Genomic DNA, 17169 nt, shown 5'->3' on the forward strand with positions numbered 1-17169 from the left:
ACTTGTTAATTATTTCTATGTAAAAGAGCCAGTAAATTATCTCGAATTTCAATTTTATTCACCTCTGTAGCATCATCTTCTTGTAATTGACAGATGTAAGCTTCAAAGTCTTTATAATCTGTAGGTAATAACCATTGTGTATTCACCTGTATATGTGCAGGTACTTCTTCTCTACATAAATTGTGTACTATAACTTGGAATTCAGAATTACTAAAGCGTTTTGAAATGCTTGGAAAAACCATTGAAATAGAAAAATTGAAGAACCTTTCAATAATTCTCTCCACAGCTAATTTTGAGTTTGTTGCATAATTTAAAGTAATATGTCTTTCGTATTTGTTGTTTACATCGATTACCTCATATTTATCAGATAGAAATTCTTCTATCTCCTCTTTAATTTTATGCACTTTCTGCACAGACTCATTCTCTTTAATACCAATAAAATTGATGTTAAATTCAGGTATTCTAAATACAATTCTAAAATTACCATTGTTCAATCTTTCAACATCGTATCGAGAACTCTCTTTAAAATATGTAGATAGCTTGTCTAGAACAATTTCTCTATTCTTGAAATTTAACGATGCATCTGTCATCATACAAAGCTCATTATTAACGTCTTTGATATAGATTCCAAAACATTCTTCTTCAATATTGGGCTGAAGGTCTAAATGCTCTACAATATGAAAAGTTTCAAGATGATTGTTTATCTCAATAACTTTATGGTGTAATTGAACTGCTGTACTTTCCGCCTTATCCCAAGTAGCAAAATCAGCCACTTTTATAAAACTCTTTTGCTGAAAAGAATAATAAATTATTTCAAAAGCGATTGTAGTTTCAGTAGGAATTTCTACAACAAATAAATTTTCAGGGTTTAAACATTGGTGGATAAAATCCAAGGATATGCAGTTTAAAAAAATAGCCTCAAAATTTACCTGCTCCTCTAAAATAGGTGTATCAATATCTATAAAATCAAAAGTTTTTCCTTGCAATGAAAGATACCTCTTTTGTTTTCCTTGTGGAGTGAATAAATTATTAAAAAATGTATCTTGTTTGTAAAAAAATGGCGTATTATCTAAACGAATAGAGTGATCTTTATTCAAGCCTACACCCATCATTAGCATCAATTTTAATTGTAAAGAAGATATCCCCCATTTTTCAATAGCTGTATCAACTTGCCTCACACTACATTTTGAGCTCAAAAACTGAGGAATATATTTTAAAAATGATGCTTTAAAAATTATAAGTCTCTGATCAATTTCTTTTTGCGATAAAAACGAGGAGAAAGAAGTAATCAATTCGTTTTCAAATCTTTCCCCATGTACTTCAATTAGATAATCTAATATTTCTTTTTTCTTCTGCACATTTTCAAAATGTGAAGAGATCAATAATTCATCATTATCCATCAATAAGCCATCTGCAGAAAATAGCTTTGGAAGATCATATAATTGCTTAAAGAACTCATTAAACTGTCCCTCAAAGAAATTGACAAATGTTTTAAAGTCTTTTGCTGATTTTCGTCTTTCATGGTTTGAAGTAGAGGGCAAGCCATAAGCGCCAATACCATAAATGAGAGGAAAGTTATCTACAATATTTAAAGGAGATAAAAATAATGATGGAATTGGTTTATTCTGTATGTTCTTTTTGGTCTTCTTTCTAAACGTAAGTGCCTGAGAGAATCCTTCGTGTGATGCTTTAATTTGATCTAGTAACGCATACACTTTCTTATACTCAAATTGAGTACAAACAATTCCATTTTTATAAAAAACGATTTGATGGTCTCCCGACTCCTGAAATACGGGAATGATATCATTAAGTTTTAATAGCGAATTTTCTTTTTTCCCCTCTACAATTAAACTTAAATTCTTAACCCCAACAACCCCTTCTATGTTCATCAAGTTACGAATAATAGCAGAGGTAAGTACGGTAAATTGTCTTTCGTGTAATTGATCTTCTTGAATAAAACCTCTTTTTAATTTGGGCCCTTCAAAAATCTGAGAAGTTGTTTTCCCTGCTTTTTGTAGTTCTTCAAACGATTCTATTTTGATTGAAGGTGAGAAATATCTACTCAAAGAAAATAAAACATTTGCAAGCACTTCTTCCACAGAAGTGTCTGTGGTAATTTCTAAATCTGCCTGAACATCAACATTGGTTTGTTTTACTTCTTCTATTGAATTGACCCTTTCACAATAATTTCTAAAAACCTGAGCATAATTTAAAATTTTAGAAAGAAATGTGTCTTTATCAATTTGAGATAAATATTGGGGTTTAAACTTTACCACTAAATGGTATTGTCCTTCAAACGAGGTCATCTCTGAGGATACTAACTCAACCCAAATATTTTCTATCTCAATAAATTCATCAATAAGTATTTTTCTTAAGTCATTAGGTGTAACAGGTAAAACAGAAAATGCTTCTTTCTGAGATAGAATCGCAGATTTATAAGGAGCATAGGTTAAATAATTCTCAAAATTAGCACTAGATCTCACACACATTTCTGTGATACTTGATGATAAATATTCAAGCAAAGTTATCCCAGGATCATGTGTTCTATGATCTGTCCAATTTTCATTTTGTAGTTTAGAAAGATAGGTTTTCCCTTTATTAAATAAATTAAAAGGGTTGGCTTCTTCTATTACATCAAAAGGAATTAAATTTTTAAAAACTCCCATTTTCTGGCATTAACTGTTAAGTGTTTCTTTATTTTTTTGTACCACTTGGCTATTTGCTTCTTCGTTTAGTTTACCTATTAATTGATAAACCTTCTCAAAAGGTAATTTTCCTAGTCCACCAATTATCAATTGTAATTCTTCAACTGATAATGCAATTGTGATTTTATGGTCTTTCTGATCAATCATTTTCTTAATAGAATGATACTTGTAAATCAATCAAAGCACTTGATAGAAACACTGTTCCTTATCAAGTGCTTGATGAATAATTTCTAGCTACAATTACACCGCTTCTTGCGTTAACCCTTCATGTGCTAACTCAATTGTTTCGATAGCAATTGCATTATCTTCAGCGTTCAAATCTGGTGCCGACAGCTTCACTGGGAAGGCTCTTGTTAGCGTCCATTTAAATACCGGACTCTCCATGGTATCCATAAGAATAATAGTCACTAGTCTCTTCTTTTCTTCAAAAGAACCTGCTTCATTTTTACTATCCTTTACTTCCTGAAACCAATCATAAAGTTCATTATCACCGTTATAAACTCCTTTTTTGATTGTAACATTACTTACTTTTTGTAAGCCTGGAATTTTCATTTTAGTATCACTACTATGATCTCCAGTTCTATATTCAATAAATTCGATTTCAGATTCTAAGCCAGTAATTTCTTGTGCACTTAATTCTAAACCTTCAATTTCTACTTTAAAGCGAAATTTAGGAATTGGATATGCTCCTTCCGTTGCCATGATGAATTATTAGTTTATTTGTTAATTATGATTGCATTTGTTGTTGGAATGTAAGAACGATAAATTCTGCAGGTCTAGAAATAGCTACTTTAACGCTAATTTTCATCATACCGTCCAGAACATCGTTTTGTGTCATCGTAGATCCTAAACCAACTTCTACCAAGAAGGCATCGTTTTGTGTAGTACCAACTAATGCACCTTGGTTCCATAAATTCGTAAGGAAAGCATCAATCGCACCTTTTGCAGAAACCCATGTCATTGGTGTATTTGCTTGGAATACATAGCTTTTCACACTTGATTTCACAGAAGATTCAATAAATGACATCGTTCTACGAACATTGATATACCTCCAATCTTGAGAATTACCATCTAGTGTTCTTGCCCCCCATATCATTGTTCCCTCTCCTGAGAAGGTACGGATAGCATTTACAGATTTACCTCCTAATGTAAGGTTCAAATCTTCTTGGTCTTCATTTGTCATCGAAATAACTGGAGAAAAAACACCTCCTAAACCTTCGTTTGCTGGTGCTTTCCAAATACCTTCTACAGCATCTACTCTTGCTAAAGCTCCTGTAATTGCTCCTGATGGTGGCAATACATTTAGTTTATCCGCAAAAGAAAACATCAATGATTTGTAAAGAGGTGAAATCGATTTTAAAGTTTGGTGAAGATCAGCATCAAAACCACTTACTGCAGTTAACTTATCAATCTCAGCAATAGCTTCTTGTTGCTTTCTTTCCTTTTCATGAATAGAAGCAGCCTCTTCTTTTAAAAGAAGTACTAACTCTTCTATTTCTGCAAACTGCAAATAAGAAAACTCTTTATCAGAAACTACAGTAGCATTTACCCAAGGATAATAAGCAGCACCGTGCTTTAAGCCTACATTTCCAAGGTTATTTCTAAATGCATCAATAGTATCGTTCTCATCATAAGATCTAGCAGTAGTACCGCCCTGAACATCTAAAACAGCAAATCTGTTGTCACTTCCTTCACAATGTAGTAACATCTCTTGCTGCACTCCTGCACAACCCTGTGGTGTTAAGGCTACTGCATCTGGAACAGTTAGTAAAGTTGGTTCTGTTGTTGTTTTTAGCTTACGAATCCCTCCAATAAGCTTATCACTATCCACTTCTTCTTTGTAAACACCTGTAGAAACTATGTAAGCTCTACCTCCACCATTTGCAAAAAATAGTCTTAAACTATCATACAAATAATAACGGCTTTCCTCAGTTACTAAAGAGTACTTGTTTCCTCCAAGAGTAACATCGTTTGCTGCTCCTTCAGATTTTTTAAGTGAATATGTAGGTACCCAAGCTCTACCAAAGAAAGTTTCAAATGTTTCTAAGGAGTCAATCAATGTGGGGACATTAATAATAGGTTTCCCTTCTTTTTCGGCTTTTTCGGTATATCCAACAAAAGCCGGAATCGCTGTTGGCGACGCTACAATTGAGTTTCCAAATGCATTCTTTTCTTGAATGTAAACACCTGGCGTTGCAATTCTAATTGCCATGAGACACTGTTGTTTTAACGTTATGAATTAATAATTAACTTATAAAAAGAGTACAGTTTTTTGATCAAAATGCTTCTATGCAAAATTCTAATGCATAACTTTCATTGAAAAACAACTTAGAATTATTGGCTAAAATTTAGACAAATCATTTTAATTGAGTTTTAGTTGCTTTAAATAAACATAAGACCTTAGACGTACTAAATATATACTAACCAATATGGTGTATTTGTATTCTTTTCAAACCTTAGATTTTTTGTTGATGGTGAAGGCAAACCTGTTTTTATTGCTTTCCATCCTTTTTTTTCTTTTACTTCTAGTCGGAACGATTTCCCCTTAAATGAAAGTGGAGTAGCTACCATTTTTTCTTTTGAAAGAAATGCAATACTTCCGTCATCTTCTGTTGTTGATGATGCATGAAAGTGTACATTACCTTCTGCATCAATAATACGACACATAGTAGGTGCTTTATCAAGCAGTACATATTTACAGTGCAACTGCCTTTCATTCACTCTAAAGTCTAATAACCATGGCTTCTCACTCTTCTCTAATTGAATAATGCATTCCAATACACTTTCTTTACTCAACTTCACAATACCAAACATGGAGTTCTTTGACTTCATACTTTTAGGAAAGGAAGCTATACCTATTTCATCAAAAATATCTTTTTTAGCACTCAGCTTAAATTCTTTTTGAAAGAAGATGTCTTGTTTGTTTTTAGAATATGCTGCCTCATACACAAAAAATCGTTCATCCATTGCTGGCAAAGGAAAATCACCCAAATAATAAGAAGCTATATCCACATACGACACAGAAAAATAGAGAGAAAAGTCATCCATTTCTTGAATTGTATATTTAATTCTTTCAATATCATCTGTAAAAAAACTACTCCTAAAAGTGTTATTTATAGATTGATAATCAACACCTAACCGATCCAATATTATCTCTGTTCCTTTAAAAGGTTGAATAATAAAATCGTTATCAGTAGTTGATTTTTCTGAATAATTAAGATTAATACCAAAGAGAGGTGAAAATTTAATTATTGTTAGTTTGCTTTGAGTTGTCAAAACTGTAGTACGTAAAGTATGGTATATGAAACTTCAAAAAGACATTGATACTTTATAATTTTGATTCAACTTTACTTAATTCAACACTACGAGGATGCGCTGATGAATTATTATTTATTAGTCCTATTGTAACAACAAAATAGTACAGACAGCATAAGCTGCTGCTAGTATGCAAATGAAACATGGTAATTAGTTTATCAGCTTTTAAAATAGTTGTTAGAAAAAGAGAATAATTGATAATTATTAAGTTAGTTTTATCGAATTATTAAGCGTTTACCAGCCAGAAAGTTGATTTGGTTTTAATGAAGGAGCTAATGTTGTATTAATAGTTGCTAACCTACATTCATAAATAACAGAAGGTAATTTCTCCACCCCCATACTTAAAAACATAGTTGACAAATCATTATCTGGTATATTAAAGACCTTAAAATTCAATCTCATCAACCCCTCTATACCAGGACCACTTTCAGGAGTAAAAGTAGAGTGCTTAGTGAAAAATGAAATAACATCAGATAGATATCCTAAGGAGTCTAAGTAATTATCTTCATTATATACTGAAATCATGATCTTTACATTTAAAGTTGTAGAGTTTCCATTTGCCTGAACACCTCCAAAAACTTCTTCAACAAGATTTACAATATTAATTAAGAGTAATGTTTTTCCATCATTACCGATAGCTTTTAAGTCTTCTTTATTTTTTGGGGGTCCTAATACAATTTCAAAAGAAGAATCTCTTTTGGATGAAATAAAATCTGAGATTTCATTCTCCAAAAAAAATATTAATTGTGATAACATGATACAATTTAGTTTGTTTTTAGATCGTTTTAGTTTTTAGAATTTTGCGTTGAAATTTTGCTAATCCAAAAGTATTGAAGAAAACTTAAAAGTCAATATATTAATCAATATTTTTCAATAGTAGTATTTTCCAAAAAGACACTATGAATAGTATTTTATCAAGATCACATAAGTAACAAACAACCAATCTCTTCTTATTAACATAAGCGAAAAGATATTAAAAGAACAATTGCACAAGCAGACTCTAAATGCAATAAATATAACATTTCAATGACACTTCAGAGAAAAATTTACTGTAAATATTTTTCTGAAATTGTATGAATGTAAACCTTCAACGCCATAGTACATCAACTAACTTCAAGAGGAAGTAACGATTATACATCCATCAACTATTAAGGCATAAGCTAATGATATACAATTCCAAATTGCAAAACTAAATATCCACAACTCATAATTTCAAAAAAGAGCAAAAAAAAGCACCTAACAGTACAATACTGCTAGATGCTTCTCTATATATCTTTCAAACTCCAATTTAACGCATAAAACGTCTACCAGGAATTCTGTAAGCTACACCGATTTGACCAGTAACATAAAAATCTACTGGTAATAATTGACTACTTTTTCCATCTAAATCATTAGTTGTAGACATTCTAAACAGTGCTTCAGCATTTAAGATCCAACGTTCTTTTAAAGCATAACGCACACCTAATCCACCATTTAATGTCCCCCCCACTTTATAATGCGAACTTCCTATATTTCCATTAGCTTGCTCTTCAATATAATTATTTACCTTTGCTGCAAACAGACCAGTACCTGCCATCAAATACCAATTCCAATGGTTACTCTTTCTATTTTTATAAGCCCCTCTAGATTTATTTTTCTTATTAACACCAATATCAAAAATCATCATTGGTGTAAAATCAAAAATATTGGTTCTAAATGCTGTTTTTCCAAAGTTTTCACTTGTACTTAAGTTATCTTTAGAACCTATCTGTACCCATGAACCTTGAAAACGAAAATGCCACCTTTTCGCAAACTTTGTTTGTATATAACCAGTTAATGAAGGACGTATACTACCAAGATCAATAGTTGTAAATGCTTGATTAGCATATGCTCCAGAGTAATAAGCTCCACCAATATTACCACCAATTAAGGTATAATTTGTTTTTTCAATTAAATTTAATGTGCGGTGTGATTGGGCAAACCCTAAATGCACAGATAAACAGAAAGTTAATAATAGTAGTATTTTCTTCATGACTATATTCGAATTGCAGCAACCTGCCGTTGTTATTTTTTTATTGTTGTTAGATCAATCCTTAAATTTAATCTATTTAAGTTAAAAAGTGATATATTTATTTACTTTTCTAAATATGAAATGTAATCTTTTCCATAATAAGAGTACTGATAACCTCCTTTCTTACGCATATTAACATCAGTCATAAACAATGCCAACTTAATATTTTCTCCAGAAATTCCACTTAATGACCTTTCTAATTGAGCCTTAGGAGTATAATCCTGACGTATTGCGTAACAAACGAGATCTGTATAACTCATTAATTTTCTAGAATCTGAAACAATCCCTACAGGAGCAGAATCAAAAATCACAATATCGTATAGTTCTTTTAATTCTTCAGACAATAATTTCATCTTTTTGCTTTGTAGTAATTCTGTTGGGTTCGGAGGAATAGACCCAGAAAGTAGAACATCTAATTGTGAATTCTCCGTCTTCTGAATATATTCTTGTACATTATTACCCGAACTTAAATAATTAGATAGGCCTACATTATCGTTTAATTTAGGGAAAAAGTCTTTTAATACTGGCTTTCTTAAATCGGCTCCAATTAATATTACTTTTTTATCTAATGTTGTGTAGAAGTTTGCAAGATTTGCAGAGGTCACACTTTTTCCTTCTCCACTTATAGAGGAGGTAAACAATAAAGAAAACTTCTCTTTGTCCCCTATCAAAAATTGTAAATTTGTTCTAAAGTTTCGGTATGTTTCTGCAGCCAAAGACCTTGTCATTGGGTCAATCAGTTTATCAAACTCTTTTATTGTAGAGATGTTTCCAATAAATGGTTTATCGGTAATTTCCTCAATATCTGACTCTTCTCTAACTTTGGTATCAAACAGCACCTTAACATAATAAATTCCTAAAGGAAAGGATAATCCTAAAATTAACCCAATTAAAACATTTAATTTTCTTTTCGGGAAAATTGGAAATTCACTAGGTTCAGGAACTGACAACATTGTATAATCTGAAATTGTACTTGCTGCACGTATACTATATTCCGCTTGCTTTTCTAATAACAATTTAAATAACTGCTCATGTGTCTCAAATAAGCGTTGGTAATCGGTCAGTGTCTTCTCTTCAGACAATAATGTATTTGTAGAACGAATCGACTTTTTTAGCTCTTTATTCAATTCATCTAACTGAATTTTAAGTGCTTTTCTAGTACTTGATACAGCCTCTGCAATTTTCGTCTTTAAAGACTTCATTGCTTTTTTACGTTCTACAGCTTCTTCTTGGTATAAAATAGATTTCTTTAATCGGACATTTGACAGTGCATCTTCTAATTTCATTTCAGAATACTTACTTAACATATCTGTAAGCTGTGTACCTGAAATACCGTAAGCTTCCGGCATTAATACTTCATCCTTTAAACCTCCTTTCATTTCTTCCAAGAGGTAATTACAATAACGTATACTTAATTCTAACTCGTTACGCTTCTCATCTAATTTATAAATCTTTTCAAACACCAACTCTGCGCCTCCAGACAATTCAGTATTCTGTGTCTTCAACTTATATACCTGATTGGCAATCAATTGCATAGAATCAGAGATAATAGAAAGCTGATCCTGTATAAATTGAGCAGATTGTTTTGTTGCAAAGTTTTTATCTCGAATATCCTCCGCTTGTACCGTAGCGACTAAAGTAGATAATATATTAATCTGTTTAGCAGGAATATGCCCTTCTGTCTTCACCTGTATCAAAGGTAAATCTGTATTTTTCTCTCCTAATATCCCGAAATTTAGACTTTTACGAAGGCCTTTTGCTTCAGCATAGGGTGTTCTTAATGCTATTGAGGGAGAAGGATAATAACTTAAATCTACATTCTCTTTGTTGAGTGTAAAAATAAAACCATTGATCACATTCTCTTTCCCAAAAGTAAATTGTTTCGTATCAAAAAAATGCATGATAGAGTCCTCTGAAGATTGCAACTCAAACGTTTTTTGATCTTCACTTACAACTACATCTAATGTACCATTAAAGGGTCCCCATGAAGATTTATCATCGTAAATAAGAGTAAAAGGTCTTTGTTTATAAAGTTCATTGCTTTTTACAAATTTCTTCGAATAGTAATGTACATTCAAGTCCAATTGCTTTACAACACTCACTAATATCTCTCTTGAGGTGAAATATCTCTTTTCATATTCAATGTTCAGCTTACTAAATTCTGCCCCCATAGCATCTATTGGTAACATCGACATAAAATTAGAAGATGCTCCTCCTTTAGATTCTGTCGATTTCTTAACCAATTCTGTAGAAATAGACCATCGATTGGTCTGCCATAAACTTACGGCTATAGAAATAGACAAGCCAATACTTACCGAAAGTATTACCCACTTCCAATTTTCTAGACAAAGGTAAAACCACTTCTTAAAATCTTTGATTGCCTTGTCTTCAGGATCTTGCTGAAAATTTGTAGTATTAGATGGAGTATCCATTTTATTTATTCACTGTAATTAAGGTAACAATAGAAACAATTGCAGCAGTAATTGAGGCTACTATTGATACATTTCTTTGGATATATTCTAATGTAGGACGACGTTTGATTGGTAAAATAACCAATACATCTTCCTGCTGTAAATAGTAATACGGACTTGTTATAAACAACTCATCATTTAAGTTTAAATAAATCGTTTGCATTTGTCCGTTTACCTTACGTAATAATTTTACTTTCGCTCTATTACCAAATTCTTTTGCTCCTCCAGCTTTAGCTATTGCTTCCAAAACTGATATCTCTCTTGAGTATGTACCATAAATACCTGGTCGCATTACTTCTCCTAAAACAGAAAAGCGAAAATTTAACAATTTAATACGTACAGCAGGCTGATCCATCATACCTTTAAGTACTTCTTTTAACTTCTTCTCAGCCTGTGTATAGGTTAAGCCTCCAAATTCCATTTCCCCTACTAAAGGCAAGTCAACCATACCATTTTCATCTACTGTGTAGCCTAATAAACTTCCTTGTTCTGGGTGTTGAATATTCGCTATATTATTACCTCCTATACTTTCTACATACGCAAAAGGATTGTATTCAGGAGGAGTAACAGTTTTTACTTCTACCAAAATCTGGTCAAATGGGCGTAATGTGTTTAAAGCCATTGGTACAGAGGGTACTTCTCTATATACGGAGTCATACGTAACTTCTTCCTTTAATTCCCCTTCATGTTTTAAGTAAGTCAATTTCTTATTTGACACACAACTCGAAAGGCAGTAGGTAAAAAATAGTATATAGAAATATTTATATTTTTTCAATTTGTTAATTTGTTAATTTCGCTTAGAAAAAATTGTCGGCATTATTTAATGAATACATTCTGCATAAAAAACAATTATATCGTTCAAGCTCAAGAGTTTAAGATGTAATAGTTTGTTTGTTAAAAAATGCACTAGATGTATTTCGTTCAAATGTACAAAGCTTGGGTGTAAATTAAAAACATTGTTGTTCTTCATTTTTTCCATTGCTGAAAAAACGAAGCAAAAAAAGCTAGTCTGTGAAGCTAAAAGCTAAATTTATTTCGTGTAATCGGAGTAATTCAAACTCGGCTAAAGCCTCAAACAGTGAATTCCTCTAATCGATTACACTTCATAAATTCTTTACGCTTTTGTCTTCAAGGACGTTTTGAGATGTGCGTTACGTTGCTTTTCAATATAATGTTGTAGATGATGACACTTCTTAAACATGCTAGACCTAATTATAAAATTTCCATAATCTTTTAATCCGTTAAATCTTGGTTCTTGTTGTTAATTGGTTGGCTTGTTTTACAATCGTGGTTCTTCATTTTTTCCATTACTGAAAAAACGAAGCAAAAAAAGCTAGTCTGTGAAGCTAAAAGCTAAACTTATTTCGTGCAATCGGAGTAATTCAAACTCGGCTAAAGCCTCAGACAGTGAATTCCTATAATCGATTTCACTTCATAAATTTTTTACGCTTTTTTCTTCAAGGACGTTTGTTGGTTACTCGGTGTTTTGTTTTCAATTGGGGTGATGTAGTTTTCGATTATTATATACTATTTTGGAAATCGATGATTTATGTTTGGGTTGAAAATTGATATGAATTGGACGAATGCTTTTTGGTTCTCAATTGGTAAGCAAATTGAGATGTCGATATCCTTCTCTTATTTTTTTTTACAAGTATCCTCTTTATTTTTGATATCAGATGTAAAGCATATACGTCTTTCACTTTTTAAACTTCTGTATGTTGCAGTATTACTATTGTCTTATCTTCTTATTCCTGATGTTGCCGAATGTATTGTTTGGGCAATCTTCTACCTTAAAGGAAAAATGGGTAGGTATGAATGGGGTACAAATAGATACCGCAACAGTATACCCTGCTTCTATTAAGGTGGTGGAAGTTCAAGGACCTTATCGTGTTGTTACTCCACTACTTGATTTAAAAGGAAAGATTTGGTTTTTAGATGTGAACAAAGATACTATTCAATCCAATAGCTCGTCTGTTCGGATACAATATAGAGTACTACCCCCTCATTTAAATAGTAAATTAGATCATCGCTCGCAAGATATTTATGCTCAAGGGGGCTATGGTTTAGACCATAGCAATGATCAATATGTATTAGAGGTACAGGAACAACAAAAAAGGGAGGAATTATTTTATGCACCTAATATTCAGAAGACAGGGAGTTTAACGAGGGGTATTTCTATGGGAAATAGTCAGGATGTTTTTGTAAACTCGGCGATGAACTTGCAGCTTCAGGGAAATATTACGGAGGATGTGGCACTCACTGCTACTTTAACGGATCAGGATATTCCTTTTCAACCGGAGGGAAATACGCAACAAATTCAAGATTTTGATAAGGTATATATTGAACTAAAACACAAAAATGCTCAGCTGGCTGCTGGGGATATTGTGATGAAAAACGATCCTGGGGTATTTTTAAAGTACAATAAAAATGCGCAGGGAGCACAAGTCAAGGTGCTTATTGGTCATGATTCTGCAGCAATTAAATCTACCACTAAAGCTGGTATTTCTATTGCTAAAGGACAATTTTATTCTGCTGATGTTACTCCTATTGATGGGGTAACAGGTCCATACCGCCTTTTAGGTCCTAATGGTGAGTCTAATATTGTGGTAATTGCCAACTCTGAAAAAGTATACATTGATGGCGTGTTAAAACAAAGAGGTTTTGATAATGATTATACCATTGATTATAATTTATCAGAAATCACTTTTAATGAAAACACTCTCATTACCCAATACACACGTATTCGAGTGGATTATGAATACGCTACACAATACTACAGCCGTACAATTTTTGAGGCCAGTCATCAAATGAAAGGAAAAACTTGGGAGGGGTATTTCAATTTTTATCAAGAGAAAGATGATAAAAACAGTAGCTTATTCTATTCTTTATCTGATGAAGACAAAAACATATTAGCAGGTATTGGCGATAGCTTACAAAATGCTATCGCTCCAGCTATTGATTCTGTAAAGGTGTATGACCCCAATAGAATTTTGTATACTAAGGTCGATACATTACAAACTGACGGTACACCTACGCTTTGCCTTAGAAGGGCAAATGAAAACGACACTCCTTTATATAGTGCGGGGTTTTCTGATGTAGGTAATAATAGAGGAAATTATATTCTAAAGGAAATCACTCCTTTTGGGCGCGTTTACCAATGGGTTTCTCCAGAACAAGGAATACGACAAGGCCGGTATTTACCTGTAAGGCGCTTGGTGGCTCCAAATAAAAAGCAGATGATTTCTTTAGGAGGAAAAGTTCACCTTACAAAGCATGAAAGTATTGGTGTTGAAGGAGCATTTTCTAACCAAGATCAAAATTTATTTTCTGACAAGGATGATGGGGATGATCAAGGACAGGCTATAGCAATAAATATTACATCTAAAGACAGAGAACTTACAGATAAAATCAATGTTTCTACTTTTGCAAACCTAATGTATATTGATGAAAACTTTCGACAAATTGATCGTTTTCGTTCCATAGAATTTGATAGGAATTGGTCGTTAACATACGATAGTATTCCCTATAAAAATGAATTTTTCGCAGAAGGAGGTATCACCTTAGTAGATAAACACAAGCGTTCTTTTTCTTATTCATATGCTCATCGTGACCGTGAAGACGTGATTTTCGGTAGGCAACAAAATGCACAACTCAATTATGCAATTGGTCGCTTAAATTGGGACATCAAAGGATTTGAGATGTCGGCAGATCTATTACAAGAACAGCAACATTCCCAATGGCAACGTCTGATTGCCCATACTTTTTGGAAAGGTGATTTCATTCAACCAGGTTATCGATATACCACAGACAAACAACAAACAAAGTATGTACAAACAGATTCTATCACTTCATCTTGGATGAATTACGAAGAACATTTTGCTTATTTAAAACAAGGAGATAGCTTAAAGTGGAATTATCAATTGAGTTTTGCACATCGTGAAGACAATGCACCGAAAGAGGGAAAATTACAAAAACAGACGGTAGCAGATACCTATAAACTAGATGTTAGTAAAACAGGACGAAAAGGGAAATTATCTATTGGCTTAACTTATAGAAAATGGACAGATTATTTTTCTTCAACACCATTAAATGAAGAAAGCATTCAGGGACGTATAGTGGGTGGACTCAATTTTGGTCAAGGAATTGGGCGTCTTAACGGTACTTACACGGTTTCTTCTAGTAGAGAACTCGCTAGAGAATTTGTATATGTACGTGTAGAAGACGGCAAAGGTACACATACTTGGCGTGATCTTAATAATGATGGAATTAAAGATCAAAATGAATTTTTCTTGGCCCAAAACCCAGATGAACGACAATATGCTCGTTTTTACACTCCAACAGATGAATACCTCCCTGCCTACCGCGCTACCTTAAACTTACGTTTAACATTAGCCACACCAAGAAACTGGAAAAAAGAAATCGGCATTAAAAAGTTAGTCTCACGATTTTCCAATACCTCGGCACTCCTAGTCGATAAAAAATCATTAGCAGAAGATATCCTTGGGCGCTACTCTCCTTTCCCAAACAGCACAGCCGCCAATGATATGTTAGCCTATAAATATTCACTAAGAAACACCCTGTTTTTTAACAGAAGCAACCCCATCTATGGTGCTGATTTCAGAGTGGTAATACTAGAAAACCAACAACTATTAACCCAAGGCAGAGAAAATAGACAAGACCATCAGTACACATTAGGTGGAAGAGTAAATTTAGGTAGAAAAATCACCTGCAAACTAGAAGGAACCCAACGAGATATTAATAGTGCTTCAGAATATCTACCAGATAGAAATTACACCATTGACGAATATAGCCTCCATCCATCAGTAGCACTTCAACCCTCTATATACATGCGTTTCACACTTGGTTACAAACTAAAAAGAAAAGAAGGTATTACAAATGAAAATAACCTTTCTCAATTCACAGACACCCAAGAAACATCACTAGAAGCCAAATGGAGCAAAGCTTCCGCCTTCACTATCAGTACAAAAGCCAGTGCCATCTTCCAATCCTACACCGGCGAAGAAAATACAGCCCTAGCCTACGAAATGCTCGACGCACTCTCCGTTGGCACCAACTTTAAATGGAACGTATCTTGGACACAAAGCCTCTTCTCTGGTTTACAACTCAGAATGCAATACGATGGCAGAAAATCAGAAGATACTGATGTAATACATATTGGAAGCATGAACTTAACAGCACTGTTCTAACCAAAACGTAGACAAGAATTTATAGGATTAAAAGATTATGAAGGTTTTATAAGTAGGTCTAGCATGTTTTAGAAATACCATCATCTACAACATTACATTGAAAAGCAACACAATGCACATCTCATAACGTCCTTGAAGAAAAAAGCGTAAAGAATTTATCAAAAGGCGCCGTTAAAAATGATTCTCTGTCTGAGAGAAGCGAGTTTAGAATCATTTAGGCAACTGAAGATCAATTTAGCTTTTTTCTTCACAGACTAGATTTTTTTGCTTCGTTTTTTCAGCAATGGAAAAAATGAAGAAGAAACACAATTGAAAAGCAACCTTCTGTCTAAGTACAGCGAGTTAAAAAAAACTACTGCATAATAATTTCATAACTTATCCCTAACTTACTATGTAATGACTTAGCAAAAGTAATCGTTAACTTCTTTTTACCATTCATAAAATCACTAAACCTAGAAGCACTAACTCCCAATAAATTACTAGCCTCTTTTCTATTAATATTTAATGCAGCTAATTTATATTCGATATATTCAATTAAAGAAGGTTCTGCTACCTTATGATTGTTTTCTTTCTCATACAAATCTATTTGATCCGCAATCATGTTCAATAACAATACATCAGGATGATCACTCTTCATTGAATCATTCGTCACTAATAATAATTCTTCCATCTTTTCTAAAGCTACGGAATACTGCTTTTCTGTTTCTATAATCATAATTCTTTGATATTTCTTATTGTATCATATTCTGCGTGCGTACCAATAAATCGAATAAATACAGTTTGAATATTAAAACGAACAATACCAATAATTCGAAATGATTTCACATTAAATACATACCTACTATTACCTACATTATCAACATCGCTAAAAACTTGCTTTAATTCTCCAAAATTATTGGGTTCAACCTTCCTGAGGTCTTTTATAAATCCTTTAAAGACAATATGATTTTGATCAAAATGTTTAAAACTTTTAATCTTTTTTTCACTTATGATCCTCATAAAACAAATATACATTATTGAGTATTAAATTACCAAATTTGTATACACCTATTAAAGCAGGACGATATCAACAACTAAAGTTATGGTTTGATAATGAAACATCAATTCCCAGAAAATATGCGAACAAATATCTACGAAATAACCCCATTTAAAAACAAAACACCGACCAACACCAAACGTCCTTGAAGACAAAAGCGTAAAGAATTTATGAAGTGAAATCGACTAGAGTAATTCACTGTCTGAGGCTTTAGCCGAGTTTGAATTACTCCGATAGAACGAAATAAATTTAGCTTTTGAATTCACAGACTAGCTTTTTTTGCTTCGTTTTTGCAGCAATGGAAAAAATGAAGAACAGATTTTTGTATCTTGCAAAATGATAAATTCAGGATAATTACAAAGTAAAATGTAACACTATAAATAGA

General features: G+C 32.8%; 13 protein-coding genes. 2 read left to right on the forward strand and 11 right to left on the reverse strand.

Going from position 1 to position 17169, the window contains the following annotated elements; genetic code table 11:
- Window positions 1-5: 5 nt before the first annotated feature.
- The 9 genes from KM029_RS05800 to KM029_RS05840 form a co-directional block, all read right to left on the reverse strand.
- Window positions 6-2666 (reverse strand): hypothetical protein, encoded by a 2661-nt coding sequence (locus KM029_RS05800; protein WP_144072368.1) that lies wholly within the window; start codon window positions 2664-2666, stop codon window positions 6-8.
- A 9-nt stretch (window positions 2667-2675) separates the two neighbouring features.
- Window positions 2676-2852 carry a hypothetical protein gene (locus tag KM029_RS05805; RefSeq protein ID WP_158630968.1) on the reverse strand — a complete coding sequence of 59 codons (177 nt, stop codon included), beginning with the start codon at window positions 2850-2852 and terminating at the stop codon, window positions 2676-2678.
- A gap of 93 nt (window positions 2853-2945) precedes the next feature.
- A complete protein-coding gene (locus KM029_RS05810) occupies window positions 2946-3407 on the reverse strand; it encodes a phage tail protein (protein ID WP_144072369.1) in 462 nt (153 codons plus the stop codon).
- 25 nt (window positions 3408-3432) lie between these two features.
- A complete protein-coding gene (locus KM029_RS05815) occupies window positions 3433-4917 on the reverse strand; it encodes a phage tail sheath family protein (protein WP_144072370.1) in 1485 nt (494 codons plus the stop codon).
- Window positions 4918-5114: 197 nt separating this feature from the next.
- The gene (locus KM029_RS05820) at window positions 5115-5981 is read right to left on the reverse strand and encodes a hypothetical protein (RefSeq protein ID WP_144072371.1); all 867 of its coding nucleotides are present in this window, start codon (window positions 5979-5981) and stop codon (window positions 5115-5117) included.
- 273 nt (window positions 5982-6254) lie between these two features.
- Window positions 6255-6776, reverse strand: coding sequence for a Pvc16 family protein (locus KM029_RS05825; protein WP_144072372.1), 522 nt, complete (start codon window positions 6774-6776; stop codon window positions 6255-6257).
- 532 nt (window positions 6777-7308) lie between these two features.
- A complete protein-coding gene (locus KM029_RS05830; RefSeq protein WP_144072373.1) occupies window positions 7309-8031 on the reverse strand; it encodes a hypothetical protein in 723 nt (240 codons plus the stop codon).
- A 101-nt stretch (window positions 8032-8132) separates the two neighbouring features.
- On the reverse strand, window positions 8133-10502 hold the full coding sequence (locus KM029_RS05835; protein ID WP_144072374.1) for a polysaccharide biosynthesis tyrosine autokinase: 2370 nt from the start codon (window positions 10500-10502) through the stop codon (window positions 8133-8135).
- 1 nt (window position 10503) lies between these two features.
- Window positions 10504-11259, reverse strand: a complete 756-nt coding sequence (locus KM029_RS05840) for a polysaccharide biosynthesis/export family protein (protein WP_144072375.1) — start codon at window positions 11257-11259, stop codon at window positions 10504-10506.
- An 831-nt stretch (window positions 11260-12090) separates the two neighbouring features.
- Between KM029_RS05840 and KM029_RS05845 the strand changes: the two genes are divergently transcribed.
- Both KM029_RS05845 and KM029_RS05850 read left to right on the forward strand, forming a co-directional pair.
- Entirely contained in the window at window positions 12091-12402 is a 312-nt protein-coding gene (locus tag KM029_RS05845; RefSeq protein WP_144072376.1) for a hypothetical protein, read from the forward strand.
- A complete protein-coding gene (locus KM029_RS05850; protein ID WP_144072377.1) occupies window positions 12353-15748 on the forward strand; it encodes a hypothetical protein in 3396 nt (1131 codons plus the stop codon). The genes KM029_RS05845 and KM029_RS05850 overlap by 50 nt, the downstream gene beginning before the upstream one ends.
- 352 nt (window positions 15749-16100) lie before the next feature.
- On the opposite strand, the gene KM029_RS05855 is transcribed toward KM029_RS05850, so the two are convergent.
- Entirely contained in the window at window positions 16101-16463 is a 363-nt protein-coding gene (locus KM029_RS05855) for a helix-turn-helix domain-containing protein (RefSeq protein WP_144072378.1), read from the reverse strand.
- The gene (locus tag KM029_RS05860) at window positions 16460-16747 is read right to left on the reverse strand and encodes a type II toxin-antitoxin system HigB family toxin (protein WP_144072379.1); all 288 of its coding nucleotides are present in this window, start codon (window positions 16745-16747) and stop codon (window positions 16460-16462) included. The genes KM029_RS05855 and KM029_RS05860 overlap by 4 nt, the downstream gene beginning before the upstream one ends.
- Window positions 16748-17169 lie beyond the last annotated feature (422 nt).

Source organism: Flammeovirga kamogawensis (assembly GCF_018736065.1).
Taxonomy (GTDB): Bacteria; Bacteroidota; Bacteroidia; order Cytophagales; family Flammeovirgaceae; genus Flammeovirga; species Flammeovirga kamogawensis.

Excerpts from the sequence above, each read along its gene's own strand:
- KM029_RS05835 (WP_144072374.1), bottom strand. The coding sequence starts at position 10,502 with ATGGATACTCCATCTAATACTACAAATTTTCAGCAAGATCCTGAAGAC.
- KM029_RS05855 (WP_144072378.1), bottom strand. The coding sequence starts at position 16,463 with ATGATTATAGAAACAGAAAAGCAGTATTCCGTAGCTTTAGAAAAGATG.
- KM029_RS05805 (WP_158630968.1), bottom strand. The coding sequence starts at position 2,852 with ATGATTGATCAGAAAGACCATAAAATCACAATTGCATTATCAGTTGAA.
- KM029_RS05845 (WP_144072376.1), top strand. The coding sequence starts at position 12,091 with ATGTTTGGGTTGAAAATTGATATGAATTGGACGAATGCTTTTTGGTTC.
- KM029_RS05860 (WP_144072379.1), bottom strand. The coding sequence starts at position 16,747 with ATGAGGATCATAAGTGAAAAAAAGATTAAAAGTTTTAAACATTTTGAT.
- KM029_RS05850 (WP_144072377.1), top strand. The coding sequence starts at position 12,353 with ATGAATGGGGTACAAATAGATACCGCAACAGTATACCCTGCTTCTATT.
- KM029_RS05830 (WP_144072373.1), bottom strand. The coding sequence starts at position 8,031 with ATGAAGAAAATACTACTATTATTAACTTTCTGTTTATCTGTGCATTTA.
- KM029_RS05815 (WP_144072370.1), bottom strand. The coding sequence starts at position 4,917 with ATGGCAATTAGAATTGCAACGCCAGGTGTTTACATTCAAGAAAAGAAT.
- KM029_RS05800 (WP_144072368.1), bottom strand. The coding sequence starts at position 2,666 with ATGGGAGTTTTTAAAAATTTAATTCCTTTTGATGTAATAGAAGAAGCC.
- KM029_RS05810 (WP_144072369.1), bottom strand. The coding sequence starts at position 3,407 with ATGGCAACGGAAGGAGCATATCCAATTCCTAAATTTCGCTTTAAAGTA.
- KM029_RS05825 (WP_144072372.1), bottom strand. The coding sequence starts at position 6,776 with ATGTTATCACAATTAATATTTTTTTTGGAGAATGAAATCTCAGATTTT.